The following is a 13,324-nucleotide window of genomic DNA, read 5'->3' as shown; positions in this document are numbered from 1 at the left end:
ACGCCTAAGCAACAACCCCCAATATCACATTAGACGCATCAAACACTGCCACCACCCGCACCCCACGCGCCAATTCCAACGCCTGCGCACTTTCCTGCGTAATGATGGCCGCAAGGCTAGCCCCATTGCCAATATCGACGATGATCTCGCTATTGACTGCACCCGGCCGAATGTCTGCCACCGTACCCGCTAACTGATTACGAGCCGAGAGGCGCAATCCCTTGCCAGGCATAGCGATCATGACGGAAGGAGCTTTGATGAGTGCGATGGCTTCGCTGCCGACAGCCAGGCCGAGATCCGCCGTGCTTTCGCGAGTGATGGTGGCAACGACATCATGCCCGCCCGCGATACGCAGCGTGACTTCGTCATTGACTGCGCCCGTCCGGATCGCGCTGACGGTACCCAGGAGTTTGTTGCGCGCACTGGTCTTCAACATGATTCGCTTCATTAAATTCAGGTCATTCGGCGCGTTCAGATTCGTTTGAGCCAGATGCTCCATCACGCGCCGATGTTCCGCCTCCAGGGTCTGAAAGGTTGCGATGAGCTGTTCGGCACGGGCCGTGAGATGTGCGCCGCCGCCGCCTTTGCCTCCCGTTGCCCGCAACACCAGTTCCTCGCCAGCCAGATTGTTCATGGCGTCGATCGCATCCCAGGCCCCTTTGTAGCTCATGCCGACCGCGCGCGCTGCCGCACTGATCGAGCCCGTGAGTCCGATTTGAGTCAGCAGGTCGATACGGCTTTTGCCGCCCAATGTCTGGCTGCCGGCGCGTAGCCAGATGGATCCATCAAGCTCCAGCGGGGAAGTGGTCATGGCGTAGTCGGAGGGGGTAGAGAGTGTTGTCGACAGGGTATGGACGTGGCAGCATAGACGAAGGAAGACATGATGTCGCCATTGCTGAACGCGAATGAGATTCCATTGCAAGTTTACAAACTTCAGGGCATGATGTTTGCGCACTTATTGCGGAGAATGTCGTTATGAAACGCGTTGCGCTTGTCCCGGCTCTGGCTATGGTTGGATTGTTGGCTGCCTGCTCGTCCGGCCCCACGATCCGCAGTGATTATGATCACAGCGCCAATTTTGCCCAGTATCGCAGTTTTGGTTTTATGTCGCCGCTGGGCACCGATAAGGCAGGGTACAGCACACTGCTGACGGAGCGCCTGAAATCCGCCACGCGCAGCCAGATGGAAATGCGCGGCTACGTCTATGCCGAGCAGTCTCCCGATCTATTGATCAACTTCAACGCAAAATTGCAGCAGAAAACCCAGGTGACTCCTGCAGCGCCGATGGGCCCATACTATGGCTACCGCGCGGGGTTCTACGGCGGTTGGCCGGGTTACGCTTGGGGCAATGACGTGTATCAGTACACCGAAGGCACATTGAATATCGATCTGATCGACGCGCGCCGCAAGCAATTGGTCTGGGAGGGCGTCAGCGTCGGCGTCATCGATGATCAGGCAACGGCCTCCTCCGCACAAAATGTCGACGCCAATGTGGCGCAGATATTCCAACGCTACCCGTTCCGTGAGGGCAGCGGTGCGCCGCAAACGCCTCAATCGACCAAGGCTCAATGAGTGTGACGCTGTCCGATCCATGTGCGTGTCCGTCAGAGACTGACGGCTACCAGACCATCGCCTTGGTCTTACAAGGCGGCGGCGCGCTGGGCTCTTATCAAGCCGGGGTCTATCAAGGCCTGCACGAGGCCGGCATCCGTCCGAATTGGATAGCCGGAATTTCGATCGGCTCGATCAATGCCGCGATTATTGCGGGTTCGCCGCCCGATGAGCGTGTGGAGCGTCTGCGCGGATTTTGGGAAACCATTTGCCGGCCTACCGGGTTTTCTGCCTTGCCATGGGGTGAGGCTTGGGCCCGGTTGTTTCAGGGCGTTCCCTTTGGCTTTGGATCTCCCGCCATGAACGGTCAATTGGCGGCTTTTCACGCATTGACATCGGGCCAGCCGGGTTTTTTCAAGCTGCGCTATCCGCCTCCCTATTTGATGCATAACGGTCCGCAAGCAACCAGCTTCTATGACACGTCGCCATTAGTGGAGACACTCAATCGGTACGTGGATTTTGACTTGCTCAACCGCGGAGACGTACGCGCCAGTTTTGGGGCCGTGAATGTGCGGACTGGCAATTTTGCGTATTTCGATAGCACCACGACGCGGTTGCGGGCCGAGCACATCATGGCGTCCGGGGCGTTGCCGCCAGGGTTCCCTGCGGTAGAGATCGACGGCGAGTATTACTGGGATGGTGGCGTGGTGTCGAATACGCCGCTGTCTCAAGTGTTGTCTGTGCATCCGATGCCGGACACACTGGCTTTTCAGGTGGATCTCTGGCCCGCCAGAGGGGCATTGCCTACCAATCTCGAAGAAGTCGCGGAGCGTCAGAAGGACATTCAATACTCCAGTCGCACCCGCACAGTGACGAATATTTATCAACGCATCTTGAAATTGCGCCGCGGATTGCAGCGTGTGTTGGAGCGCTTGCCCGAGGACGAGCGCTGCAGTGCGGAATTGGCGGACATTCGCGAGCTGGCATGCACGCCCGCGGTGAATGTCGTCAATTTGATCTACGAAGCCAAGCACTACGAACGCAATTCAAAGGACTATGAATTTGGATCTGAGGCCATGCGTGAACACTGGCAAAGCGGCCTGACGGATATTCAACAAACCTTGGCCATGCCCAAAGTGCTGGACCGTCCGCCTGTGGATCAGAGCTTTGTTACGCATGACATACACCGCTCGGCCAAGCGCTGAGCGCGGCGGTCAATGGGGCGTCACTTTACCGGCGTATCGTAATATTACGGGGCATTTGATGCCAAATTCGGTAGTTTTGCGACAAAAATAAGGTTACATTAACGGGCTTGCCGGACGTGATTATTCAGTTTGGCACCGCGTGTGCGGGTTCGCGCGCCTTGGCTCTACTCCGTGAGGAATTCATGCGTTTTTCGCACCATCGTGTCTCTGGATTCGGTGTCGTTGCGCTTGTTGCTTTGGCATTGGCAGGCTGCAAAGAACACCCTCAAATGAACCCCGGAATGCCGCAAGTCAGCGTCATTACGGTTCAACCTCAACCCGCATCGATCGTGTCCGATTTGCCGGGCCGCGTGGACGCTGTTCGCGATGCGGAAATCCGTGCGCGCGTCACGGGCATTGTGCAAAAGATCGAGTTCGAACAAGGCGGCGAGGTCAAAGAAGGGCAACTGCTCTTCAAGATCGATCCTGCTCCCTATAAGGCAACGCGCGATCAAGCTGCCGCCCAGCTCAAACAGTCGCAGGCCGATCTGTATAGCGCCAAAGCGCTCGCAGACCGCTATGCGCCGCTGGTCAAGGCCAATGCCGTCAGCAAACAGGAATATGACAACGCTGTGGCCAGCTATCGTCAGGCCGAGGCTGCTGTCGCGGCTGCCAAGGCCAACCTGGACGCGGCTGCAATCAATCTGGGGTACACGGATGTCACCTCGCCGATTACAGGAATCATCGGCAAGGCCCTGGTTACCGAGGGTGCTCTGGTCGAAGGGACCTCGGCCACGCAGATGGCCCTGGTCCAGCAGCTCGATCCGATCTACGTCGATTTCACTCAGAGCACTGCGGATCTGGCCCAGTTGCGCCAGGCGTTTGCCAGCGGCCAGATCGAGCGCATCGGCAAAGACGCCGCACGCGTGAGCGTCGTTCAGGAGGACGGCTCCGTCTACGAACATCCCGGCAAGCTTCTGTTTACCGGCATTACGGTGGACCCGACGACCGGACAGGTCAACCTGCGTGCCGAGGTACCCAACCCGGATGGCCTCTTGCTGCCCGGCATGTACGTGCGCGTCCGTCTGGACCAAGGGACCAATCAGCAGGCGTTGATGGTGCCTCAACAGTCCCTGCAGCGTACGGCCGATGGTTTGCAGAGCTTGATGCTTGTGAAAGACAACAAGATCGAGCAGATCGCCGTGACGACCGGTGGGGTAATCAAAGGACAATGGCTGGTGACCAGTGGCCTGAAAGCCGGCGACGTGGTAGTTGTCGAAGGCTTCCAGAAAATCCGCCCTGGCGCGCCTGCGCAGGCCTCCCCCTGGAACCCCGGTGGACCAAGCAAAGCCGCACCGCCCACGCAAGGCAAGCCCGAAGGCGCCGCGCCACCTGCGCAGCCCGCTTCGGAGCAAAAATCCTAAAACGGTACGCGGCGCGATGCGCCGCGTGCCTGTTTTCGTGAGCACTTTCCGAGTTAGCCCACATGCCGCAATTTTTTATCGATCGACCAATTTTCGCCTGGGTAGTTGCCCTGTTCGTCTTGCTGGCGGGCATATTGGCCATTCCCAATATGCCGGTCGCGCAGTACCCCGACGTGGCGCCTCCTGCCATTACGATTACTGCTACCTATCCTGGCGCCTCGTCCAAAGAGGTCGCCGAGTCGGTGACCAGTATCATCGAGGATCAGCTCAACGGCGCCAAGGGGCTGCTGTATTACGAGTCCGTCAGTGACAACAACGGCCAGTCCACGATCACCGCGACGTTCTCGCCGGGAACCGATCCCGACCTGGCGCAGGTGGACGTGCAAAACCGCGTGTCGAACGTGACGGCGCAGTTGCCGACGGCTGTCACGCAGCAGGGCATCCAGTACGAGCAGACCAGTGCCGGCTTTCTGATGATCGTGACGCTGTCCTCGACCGACGGCACGTTGGACCAGACGGCATTGGCCGACTACATCACACGCAACATTCAGAACCCCGTATCGCGGGTGCCTGGGGTAGGGCAGTTTCAGTTGTTCGCCGCACCGCGTGCCATGCGGGTCTGGATCGATCCCGACAAGCTCGTTGGTTATAACCTCAGCGCATCGGATGTCAATGCTGCCATCAGCCAGCAAAACGTGCTGATTTCGGCGGGCAGCCTGGGGGCGCCTCCCAATCCGGAAAGCCAGCGCTACACGGCGACGGTCGTGGTCAATGGCCAGCTTTCGACGGTCGAAGCATTCGGCAACATCGTGCTGCGCGCCAATACCGACGGTTCGTCAGTGCGTCTGCGTGACGTAGCCCGCATCGAGGTGGGCGCTGACAACTATCAGTTTGGTGCCCGCCTCAATGGCAAGCCCACGGCAGCCTTTGCCATCGTGTTGTCTCCGGACGCCAACGCCCTGGCCACAGCACAGGGTGTACGCGACCAGATGGAGTCGTTGTCGCAGTATTTCCCGGGCAACATCAAATTCGACATTCCCTACGACACGGCGCCGTACGTCAAGGTCTCGATCGAGCAGGTGGTCCATACCCTGGTCGAAGCCATGGTGCTGGTGTTCCTGGTGATGTTCCTGTTCCTGCAGAACGTGCGCTATACCCTCATTCCGGCGTTGGTGGTGCCGGTGGCGATGATGGGGGCATTCGCAGTGATGCTGGGGTTGGGCTTTTCCATTAACGTCTTGACCATGTTCGCCATGGTGCTCGCCATCGGTATTCTGGTGGACGACGCTATTGTGGTGGTGGAGAACGTCGAGCGCATCATGGCGGCCGAGGGCTTGTCTCCCAAAGAGGCGACCAAGAAAGCCATGCCGCAGATCAGCGGCGCTATCGTGGGTATCACGCTGGTGCTGGTGACAGTGTTCCTGCCATTGGCCTTCATGAGCGGCTCGGTGGGCGTGATCTACCGGCAGTTCTCGGTGGCAATGGCTGTGTCGATTTTCTTCTCGGCCTTTTTGGCGCTGAGTTTCACGCCGGCCTTGTGCGCCACGATTCTCAAGCCCATCCCGAAAGGGCACCACGAGGAAAAGAAAGGCTTTTTCGGGTGGTTCAATCGCAAATTCGACGCGACGACGCATAGTTACCAAAGCTGGGTGGCCCGTATCCTGCATCGCGGCGGCCGCATGATGCTGCTGTTCCTGTTGCTGGTGATACTGCTGGGCTGGCTGTATTTGCGCTTGCCATCCTCGTTCCTGCCCGAAGAAGACCAAGGTTACGTGGTCAGCAACATCGAGCTGCCTACCGGGGCCAGCGCCAACCGTACAGTCGATGTGCTCGAGCAGGTCGAAGACTACTTCATGCACCTGCCGGCCGTCGAAAACGTCATTACCGTTCAGGGCTACAGCTTTAACGGTAACGGCCTGAATGCGGCGATCGCCTTCTCGACGCTCAAAGATTTCTCCGAACGCAAGGATCCCAAAGATTCGGCAGGTGCCATTGCGTTTGCAGCATTCGAAAAGCAGCTGATGGGCATCCATGATGCACAGGTGTTTACACTGGTGCCGCCCGCCATTTCATCATTGGGTAACGCGACCGGTTTCGACCTGCGCCTGCAAGACCGCGGCAACGGTGGTACGGCTGCATTGGCGCAAGCGACGGCTCAGTTGATGGAAATGGCGTCCAAGAGCCCCATTCTGTCCCAAGTGCGTATCACCGGGCTGCAGCCTGGTCCGCAACTGACCTTGAAGATCGACCGTGAGAAGGCCGCGGCCCAAGGGGTGGATTTCCAAGCCGCCGCTACGCTGATTGCAACGTCGCTAGGGTCCAGCTACATCGACAAGTTCCCCAACATGGGGCGCATGCAGAACATCTGGGTACAGGCCGAGGCCAGCCACCGTATGCAGGCGGACGAGATTCTCAAGATGAACGTCGCCAATAGCCAGGGCCAGATGGTGCCCTTGTCCACGTTTGTGTCGTACGACTGGACGCAAGGTCCGGTGCAGGTCGTGCGCTACAACAGCTATGACTCTATGCGTATAGGCGGCGATGCTGCGCCGGGCTACACCACGGGTGAAGCCATGGCCGAGATGGAGCGCCTGGTTGGGCAACTGCCCTCGGGCTTTGGCTACGAATGGAACGGCTTGTCGTACCAGGAACGTCAGGCTGGTAACCAGGCTCCCATCCTGATGGGGCTGGCGCTGCTGGTGGTGTTCCTGGTGCTGGCCGCACTGTACGAGAGCTGGGCAATTCCTTTGTCGGTCATGCTGGTGGTGCCGCTGGGGATGTTGGGCGCGGTCGGGTTGGTGTCTCTGCTGGGCATGTCCAATGACGTGTATTTCCAGGTGGGGATGGTGACCGTGATCGGTCTGGCGGCCAAGAACGCCATTCTGATCGTGGAATTTGCCAAGGACCAATACGCCCGCGGCATGGGCCTGTACGAGGCCACGGTCGAGGCGGCGCGTCTGCGTTTCCGCCCGATTCTGATGACCTCTCTGGCTTTCATTCTGGGCGTGGTCCCGCTGGCTTTGGCGAGCGGTGCGGGCGCTGCCAGCCAAAAGGCGGTGGGTATCGGCGTGTTGGGCGGCATGTTGGCGGCGACACCTTTTGCCGTGATTTTCGTGCCCACGTTCTTTGTGGTGATGCTCAGCCTTTTCAAGACCAAGCCTCGCTTGTTGGGTAATGAGCTCAAGGCCTTTGAGGCCGAACAAGCCGAAAAACGCGCTCGCGAAGCCGCCGAGGGCTCCTCCGCTGACGGCACTACGCCTCGCCCGGCAGACGATCAGGAGAGCAAGCAATGAGTGCTCTGATGTCTAAACGAGATAAGTCATCTATACGGCGCGACATGTTGCAGCCTTCTTCGAAATATCAACGCGCCACGCTGTCGCTATGCTTGGCCGCGCTGCTGGGGGGCTGCTCGCTGGCGCCCGATTATCATCGCCCCGAGTCTCCTGTCCCAGGCGATTGGCCGACGCAACCCAAAGTGCAATTCGGTTCGGCCGCCGGCCAGGTTTCGTTGTCTGAGCAGCCGGCTTCGGCCGTGGCGCCTGCGTCGACAGTGCCGGCAGCCGATCTCGGCTGGCGCGAGTTTTTCCGCGATCCGCGCCTGCAGGCCTTGATCGAGCTGGCGTTGGCCAATAACCGCGATCTGCGCGTCGCGGTCGAAAGCGTCGAAGAAGCGCGCGCCCAATACGGGGTGCAGCGTGGCGCGCAATGGCCCAGCATCGGTGCCGGTATCGAAGGCACGCGCCAACGCATGCCGCCCAATATGCGGGTAGGTGGCGAGGATTCACCTTCGGTGTCCAGCAGTTATCAGGCCGGCGTCGGGATGACGTCGTTCGAGATCGATCTGTTCGGCCGCTTGCGCAGTCTGTCCGAAGCCGCCTATCAGACCTATCTCGCCAGCGAGCAATCGCAACGCAGCGTTCACATCACGCTGGTCGGCGCGGTGGCTCAAGCCTACTTCAACATGCGCGCGGCCGATGTCCAACTGGATCTCACCCGCAAGACGCTGGCCGCCCGCCAAGAGTCCTACAACCTCGTCAAACGTCGTTTCGACGGCGGCGTGGCGTCAGAGATGGAGTTGAATCAGTCCAAGAGCCTGCTGGATTCGGCCTCGGCCGATCTGGCGCAATTGGCCCGGTTGCGCGCGCAGTCCGTCAACGCATTGACCGTGCTGGTCGGCGTGCCATTGCCGGACAACCTGCCGGCGCCGGCGGAGTTCGGCCGGGATCAATTGCTGGCCACCGTTCCGGGCGGGTTGCCTTCCGATTTGCTCGAGCGTCGCCCCGACATCATGGCGGCGGAGAACAATCTGAAATCGGCCAATGCCAACATCGGCGCAGCCCGGGCGGCGTTCTTCCCCACGATTTCTCTGACCGGGATGCTGGGGGTGGCCAGCCCGTCCTTGGGTACCTTGTTCCATGGTGGACAGGGGGCATGGAGCTTTTCGCCGTCCATCACGACGCCGATATTTGCCGGTGGCAGCATCCGCGAGGGCTTGAACCTGGCCAATGCGCGTAACAACATTGCCGTGGCGCAGTACGAGCAGACCATCCAACAGGCTTTCCAGGAGGTCTCGGACGCCCTGGCGGGAGAGGCCACTTATGGGGCTCAAGTCGAATCGTTGAGTTCCTTGCAGAACTCGACGGCGCGCACCCTGGAGCTCTCGAATCTGCGCTATGTGAATGGCATCGACAGCTACCTGCAGGTGCAGTCTGCCCAGGTTGATTATTTCAACGCTCAGCTGAGCCTGGTCCAGGCTGGCCTGGCCGCGTTGAACAACCGCGTGGCGCTGTACAAGGCCCTGGGCGGCGGCTGGTCAGAGGTGACTCCTACGGCCAGCAACGCAAATGGCGCGGCGTCAGGCGGCAATCCGGCGGGTACGGGTGCTACTACGCCGGGGGCATCGACGACGCAACCATCCGGCTCCTGATCTGAGAGTTACACTTGAGGGCGGCATCCGATATCCTGATATTCAGGATGTTCGGGGCCGCCCTTTCAGATTCATCCACGACAGCATCATGATAGAACTTGGCGTCAACATCGATCACGTGGCGACGCTGCGCCAGCAGCGCCACACGACTTATCCCGACCCGATCCAGGCCGCTTTGCGTGCAGAGGACGCCGGTGCGGATCTGATTACCTTGCATTTGCGCGAAGATCGCCGCCATATTCAGGACGCAGACGTGCATGCCATCCGGCCGCTGCTGCGCACCCGCATGAATCTGGAATGCGCGATCACGCCCGAAATGCTCGAGATCGCATGCCAGGTTCGTCCCAGCGATGTATGCCTGGTGCCCGAAAAACGCACTGAGCTGACGACCGAGGGCGGTTTGGATGTCGCGGGCGCCTTGCCTGCCGTCACCAACGCCGTGGCTCGCCTGCAGCAGGCGGGCATTCGGGTGTCGTTGTTTATCGATCCCGATCCCGCGCAGATTCAGGCTGCCGTTCAGGCAGGTGCTCCGGTGATCGAGCTGCATACGGGAGCCTATGCCGAGGCAGAGGGCGATCAGGCTCGCCTGGAGCTCGACCGAGTGCGAGCAGGGGTGGCCGAAGGCCTGCGGCACGGATTGCGCGTCAATGCCGGCCATGGGTTGCACTATGGCAACGTGGCGCCTATCGCGGCGCTCGACGGTATCTCTGAACTCAATATCGGTCATGCCATTGTGGCGCAGGCTGTGTTCGACGGCTGGGACAAAGCCGTACGCGACATGAAGGCGCTCATGGTGCAGGCGCGCCTGCAGGCCGTGCGGGGCCGCTGAGGCTCGTCTCATGTCTGAAGCCCCCTCCCATTCGACGCCGCCGGCCAGCAGTATTGCTGGCATCGGCATGGACTTGCTGCGTATCGACCGTATCGAGCGTGCGTTGGCGCGTCATGGGGATCGATTTGCCGAGAAAATCCTCGGCGCAGAGGAACTGCAGAAATTTCATGCTCGACGTGCCCGGGACGCCGCTCGCGGCGTGCGTTTCCTGGCCACGCGCTTCGCCGCCAAAGAGGCATTCTCCAAGGCCATCGGCCTGGGAATGCGCATGCCGATGACCTGGACGCGCGTACAAGTTCTCAATGCGCCCAGCGGACGTCCGGTCCTGGTTATCGCACCGAGCCTGCTGGAGTGGTACACGCCGCGTTTTGGTGTGGCGCATGTCTCCATTACCGATGAATCCGATATGGCCGCTGCGTACGTCATCGTCGAGCGCAAGGCGTAATGCCTGCCGGATTCCTCTTTTTCTCTCATCAAAGGACCAGACCGTATGGCCAAGAAACATAAAACCTTGTTGCCCCCCGGCCCCGTCATGGTGGATGTGGCAGGCACCACATTGACCAAAGCAGAGAAAGCACGCCTGCGCCACCCTCTGGTGGGCGGGGTGATCTTGTTCGCCCGAAATTTCGAGAGCCGCAAACAATTGTGCGAGCTGACACGCCAGATCCATCGTGCGCGCCATGAGCCGCTGATGATCGCGGTCGATCACGAGGGCGGGCGAGTGCAACGGTTCCGTGAAGACGGTTTTACCGTGTTGCCGGCCATGCGCGATTTGGGGGTACTGTGGGACCGCGACCCCTTGACCGCCATGCGATTGGCCACCGAGGCGGGCTACGTGCTGGCTGCCGAGTTGCGCGCCTGTGGCGTGGATCTCAGCTTCACTCCGGTGCTGGACCTGGATTACGGCGTGAGCAAGGTCATCGGCACGCGCGCTTTTCACCGCGATCCTCGCGTGGTCGCCATGCTGGCGCGCGCGGTGGCTCAGGGCTTGGCTCAGGCCGGGATGGCCGCGTGCGGCAAGCATTTCCCGGGACATGGTTTCGTGGGCGCGGATTCGCATCACGAGATGCCGGTCGACCCGCGCCCGCTGGAGCGTATCCTCGGTGAAGACGCCGCACCGTATGCCTGGCTGGGCGATGCCGTCATTCCGGCCGTCATGCCTGCGCACGTGATTTATCCCAAGGTCGATAAACAACCCGCGGGCTTCTCTCGCCGTTGGGTGCAAGACATTTTGCGTGAGCGCCTGGGCTACGGGGGTGTGGTGTTCTCGGACGACCTGACCATGGAGGGGGCCACGGTGGCGGGCGATATTCTCGCGCGCGCTCAAGCCGCCTTGGGCGCCGGTTGCGATATGGTGTTGGTGTGCAATCGTCCAGATCTGGCCGATGACTTGCTGTCCCGCCTGGACGTGACGCACGCGCCCGAATCGGTCGAGCGCATTCGCCGACTGATGCCCCGTTTTGCCGCTCCCTCCTGGAAGGCCCTGCAAGCCGAAACTCGCTACCAGCATGCCCGACGACTTCAATCTCAAATCGTTTCTGGCTGATCTGCCGCACCTGCCCGGCGTCTATCGACACTTGGACGCCGAGGGTGTGGTGATGTATGTGGGCAAGGCGCGTGATCTGAAAAAACGCGTCTCCTCGTATTTCCAGAAAAATCTGGCCAGCCCGCGAATTGCCCAGATGGTTGCCAAGGTCGCGCGTGTCGAGGTCACGGTCACGCGTTCCGAGGCCGAAGCATTGCTCTTGGAGAACAATCTCATCAAGAGCCTGCGGCCGCGCTACAACATCCTGTTTCGCGATGACAAGTCGTACCCGTATCTATGGATCACGGGGCACGAATGGCCTCGCGTGGCCTACTATCGCGGCGCGACAAACAAACGTGGACAGTATTTTGGTCCGTTTCCCAATGCCTGGGCCGTGCGCGAGACCATCCAGATCCTGCAAAAGGTCTTTCGCTTGCGGACTTGCGAGGATACGGTCTTTGCCAACCGCTCGCGTCCTTGCCTGCTGCATCAAATCGGCCGCTGCTCGGCGCCCTGTGTCGATGCGATCTCGGCCGAGGATTATGCCAGCGATGTGAATCGCGCCGCGCGTTTCCTCAACGGCGAGGCGCGCGAGGTGATGGATGAGATCGAACAGCGCATGCTGCAGGCATCGACCGAGCTGCGATTCGAAGAGGCCGCCGCCTTGCGTGACCAGATGGGATCGCTGGCGCGCGTGCTGCATCAGCAAACCATGGAGGACGTGGGCGGCGAGGATACTGATGTCATCGTTGTCGCCTCTGCAGGCGGCAAGGTCTGTGTGAACCTGGCCATGGTGCGCGCCGGCCGGCATTTGGGCGACAAGCCGTTCTTTCCCGTGCATGTCGACGGCCAAGAGGCGCCCCAGGTGCTCGAGGCTTTCATCGCGCAACATTACACTGATAATCCCCTGCCTCCTGTGCTGGTTTGTTCGCACGCCTTGCCCGATAGCGGCTTGATGACATTGTTGGCCGAACAGGCACAGGTCCGTCCTGCGAGGGTACTGACGCGTCCTCAAGGTGTGCGCCGCGCCTGGCTGGAGCAGGCCGTCAAAAACGCCGAAATGGCCCTGGCCCGAGCGCTCACCGAATCCGGTGCGCGCGCTGCACGGACGCTGGCGCTTGCCGAAGTGCTGGATCTGGACACCGACGAGGCCGCGCTGGATGCATTGCGTATCGAGTGTTTCGATATCAGCCATACGGCAGGCGAGGCGACGCAGGCGTCCTGTGTCGTGTTCTTGCATCACGACATGCAGCCTTCTCAATATCGCCGCTACAACATCGCGGGGATCACGCCGGGCGACGACTATGCCGCGATGCGCCAGGTATTGACCCGGCGTTTTGGCAAGGTCGCCGATGGCGAGGCACCGATGCCCGGGCTGGTCTTGATCGACGGCGGCAAGGGGCAGGTCGAGATTGCGCGCCAGGTCTTTGCTGAATTGGGGCTGGACATACAAACCCTGGTTGGCGTCGCCAAAGGGGAAGGGCGCAAGGTCGGGCTGGAAACGCTGGTGTTTGCCGACGGCCGCCCGCCGGTGGCATTGGGTGGGGAATCGGCTGCGCTGATGCTCATCGCCCAGGTCCGCGACGAGGCCCACCGTTTTGCAATCACCGGTATGCGCGCTCGCCGCGCCAAGGCTCGCAATGTCTCGCGTCTCGAGGAAATCGAGGGCGTCGGAGCGCGCCGCCGCCAGCGGCTGCTGGCCCGTTTTGGCGGGTTTTCCGGCGTGTCCTCTGCCAGCATCGAGGACTTGGCCTCAGTGGACGGCATTTCGCACGATCTGGCCGAGCGTATCTACGAGGCTTTGCATGGATAAACGGCCTGCCGCCGGCTATTTCCCCACCATGGCGTGTCCTGCCAAGAGTTTTTCACGCTGGTGATGTAGCA

General features: G+C 60.6%; 10 protein-coding genes. 9 read left to right on the top strand and 1 reads right to left on the bottom strand.

Going from position 1 to position 13,324, the window contains the following annotated elements; translation table 11 throughout:
* Positions 1-4: 4 nt before the first annotated feature.
* Entirely contained in the window at positions 5-811 is an 807-nt protein-coding gene (locus ACYVI2_RS05205) for a TOBE domain-containing protein (RefSeq protein WP_415820611.1), read from the bottom strand.
* Between the two features lie 164 nt (positions 812-975).
* Here ACYVI2_RS05205 and ACYVI2_RS05200 point away from each other — a divergent pair, with 164 nt between their 5' ends.
* From ACYVI2_RS05200 to uvrC, 9 genes are all read left to right on the top strand, one after another.
* On the top strand, positions 976-1,572 hold the full coding sequence (locus ACYVI2_RS05200) for a DUF4136 domain-containing protein (RefSeq protein WP_415820612.1): 597 nt from the start codon (positions 976-978) through the stop codon (positions 1,570-1,572).
* Entirely contained in the window at positions 1,569-2,756 is a 1,188-nt protein-coding gene (locus ACYVI2_RS05195) for a DUF3734 domain-containing protein (RefSeq protein ID WP_415820613.1), read from the top strand. Before ACYVI2_RS05200 ends, ACYVI2_RS05195 begins: the two co-directional genes overlap by 4 nt.
* Positions 2,757-2,938: 182 nt before the next feature.
* A complete protein-coding gene (locus ACYVI2_RS05190; RefSeq protein ID WP_415820614.1) occupies positions 2,939-4,159 on the top strand; it encodes an efflux RND transporter periplasmic adaptor subunit in 1,221 nt (406 codons plus the stop codon).
* Positions 4,160-4,221: 62 nt separating this feature from the next.
* Positions 4,222-7,452, top strand: a complete 3,231-nt coding sequence (locus ACYVI2_RS05185) for a multidrug efflux RND transporter permease subunit (RefSeq protein ID WP_415820616.1) — start codon at positions 4,222-4,224, stop codon at positions 7,450-7,452.
* Between the two features lie 44 nt (positions 7,453-7,496).
* Positions 7,497-9,086, top strand: coding sequence for an efflux transporter outer membrane subunit (locus tag ACYVI2_RS05180; protein WP_415820633.1), 1,590 nt, complete (start codon positions 7,497-7,499; stop codon positions 9,084-9,086).
* Positions 9,087-9,174: 88 nt separating this feature from the next.
* A complete protein-coding gene (gene pdxJ / locus ACYVI2_RS05175; protein WP_415820617.1) occupies positions 9,175-9,915 on the top strand; it encodes a pyridoxine 5'-phosphate synthase in 741 nt (246 codons plus the stop codon).
* 10 nt (positions 9,916-9,925) lie between these two features.
* Positions 9,926-10,360 (top strand): holo-ACP synthase, encoded by a 435-nt coding sequence (acpS, locus tag ACYVI2_RS05170; RefSeq protein WP_415820619.1) that lies wholly within the window; start codon positions 9,926-9,928, stop codon positions 10,358-10,360.
* Between the two features lie 45 nt (positions 10,361-10,405).
* Positions 10,406-11,461 (top strand): beta-N-acetylhexosaminidase, encoded by a 1,056-nt coding sequence (gene nagZ, locus ACYVI2_RS05165; RefSeq protein WP_415820620.1) that lies wholly within the window; start codon positions 10,406-10,408, stop codon positions 11,459-11,461.
* Positions 11,424-13,253: an excinuclease ABC subunit UvrC gene (gene uvrC, locus ACYVI2_RS05160; RefSeq protein WP_415820621.1), complete on the top strand. Its 1,830-nt coding sequence runs from the start codon at positions 11,424-11,426 to the stop codon at positions 13,251-13,253. Before nagZ ends, uvrC begins: the two co-directional genes overlap by 38 nt.
* The last annotated feature ends 71 nt before the right edge of the window (positions 13,254-13,324 follow it).

It is taken from the genome of Bordetella tumbae (assembly GCF_054780995.1).
This window is presented reverse-complemented; position numbering and strand designations above follow the sequence as displayed.

Excerpts from the sequence above, each read along its gene's own strand:
- ACYVI2_RS05205 (WP_415820611.1), bottom strand. The coding sequence starts at position 811 with ATGACCACTTCCCCGCTGGAGCTTGATGGATCCATCTGGCTACGCGCC.
- ACYVI2_RS05200 (WP_415820612.1), top strand. The coding sequence starts at position 976 with ATGAAACGCGTTGCGCTTGTCCCGGCTCTGGCTATGGTTGGATTGTTG.
- ACYVI2_RS05195 (WP_415820613.1), top strand. The coding sequence starts at position 1,569 with ATGAGTGTGACGCTGTCCGATCCATGTGCGTGTCCGTCAGAGACTGAC.
- ACYVI2_RS05190 (WP_415820614.1), top strand. The coding sequence starts at position 2,939 with ATGCGTTTTTCGCACCATCGTGTCTCTGGATTCGGTGTCGTTGCGCTT.
- ACYVI2_RS05185 (WP_415820616.1), top strand. The coding sequence starts at position 4,222 with ATGCCGCAATTTTTTATCGATCGACCAATTTTCGCCTGGGTAGTTGCC.
- ACYVI2_RS05180 (WP_415820633.1), top strand. The coding sequence starts at position 7,497 with ATGTTGCAGCCTTCTTCGAAATATCAACGCGCCACGCTGTCGCTATGC.
- pdxJ (WP_415820617.1), top strand. The coding sequence starts at position 9,175 with ATGATAGAACTTGGCGTCAACATCGATCACGTGGCGACGCTGCGCCAG.
- acpS (WP_415820619.1), top strand. The coding sequence starts at position 9,926 with ATGTCTGAAGCCCCCTCCCATTCGACGCCGCCGGCCAGCAGTATTGCT.
- nagZ (WP_415820620.1), top strand. The coding sequence starts at position 10,406 with ATGGCCAAGAAACATAAAACCTTGTTGCCCCCCGGCCCCGTCATGGTG.
- uvrC (WP_415820621.1), top strand. The coding sequence starts at position 11,424 with ATGCCCGACGACTTCAATCTCAAATCGTTTCTGGCTGATCTGCCGCAC.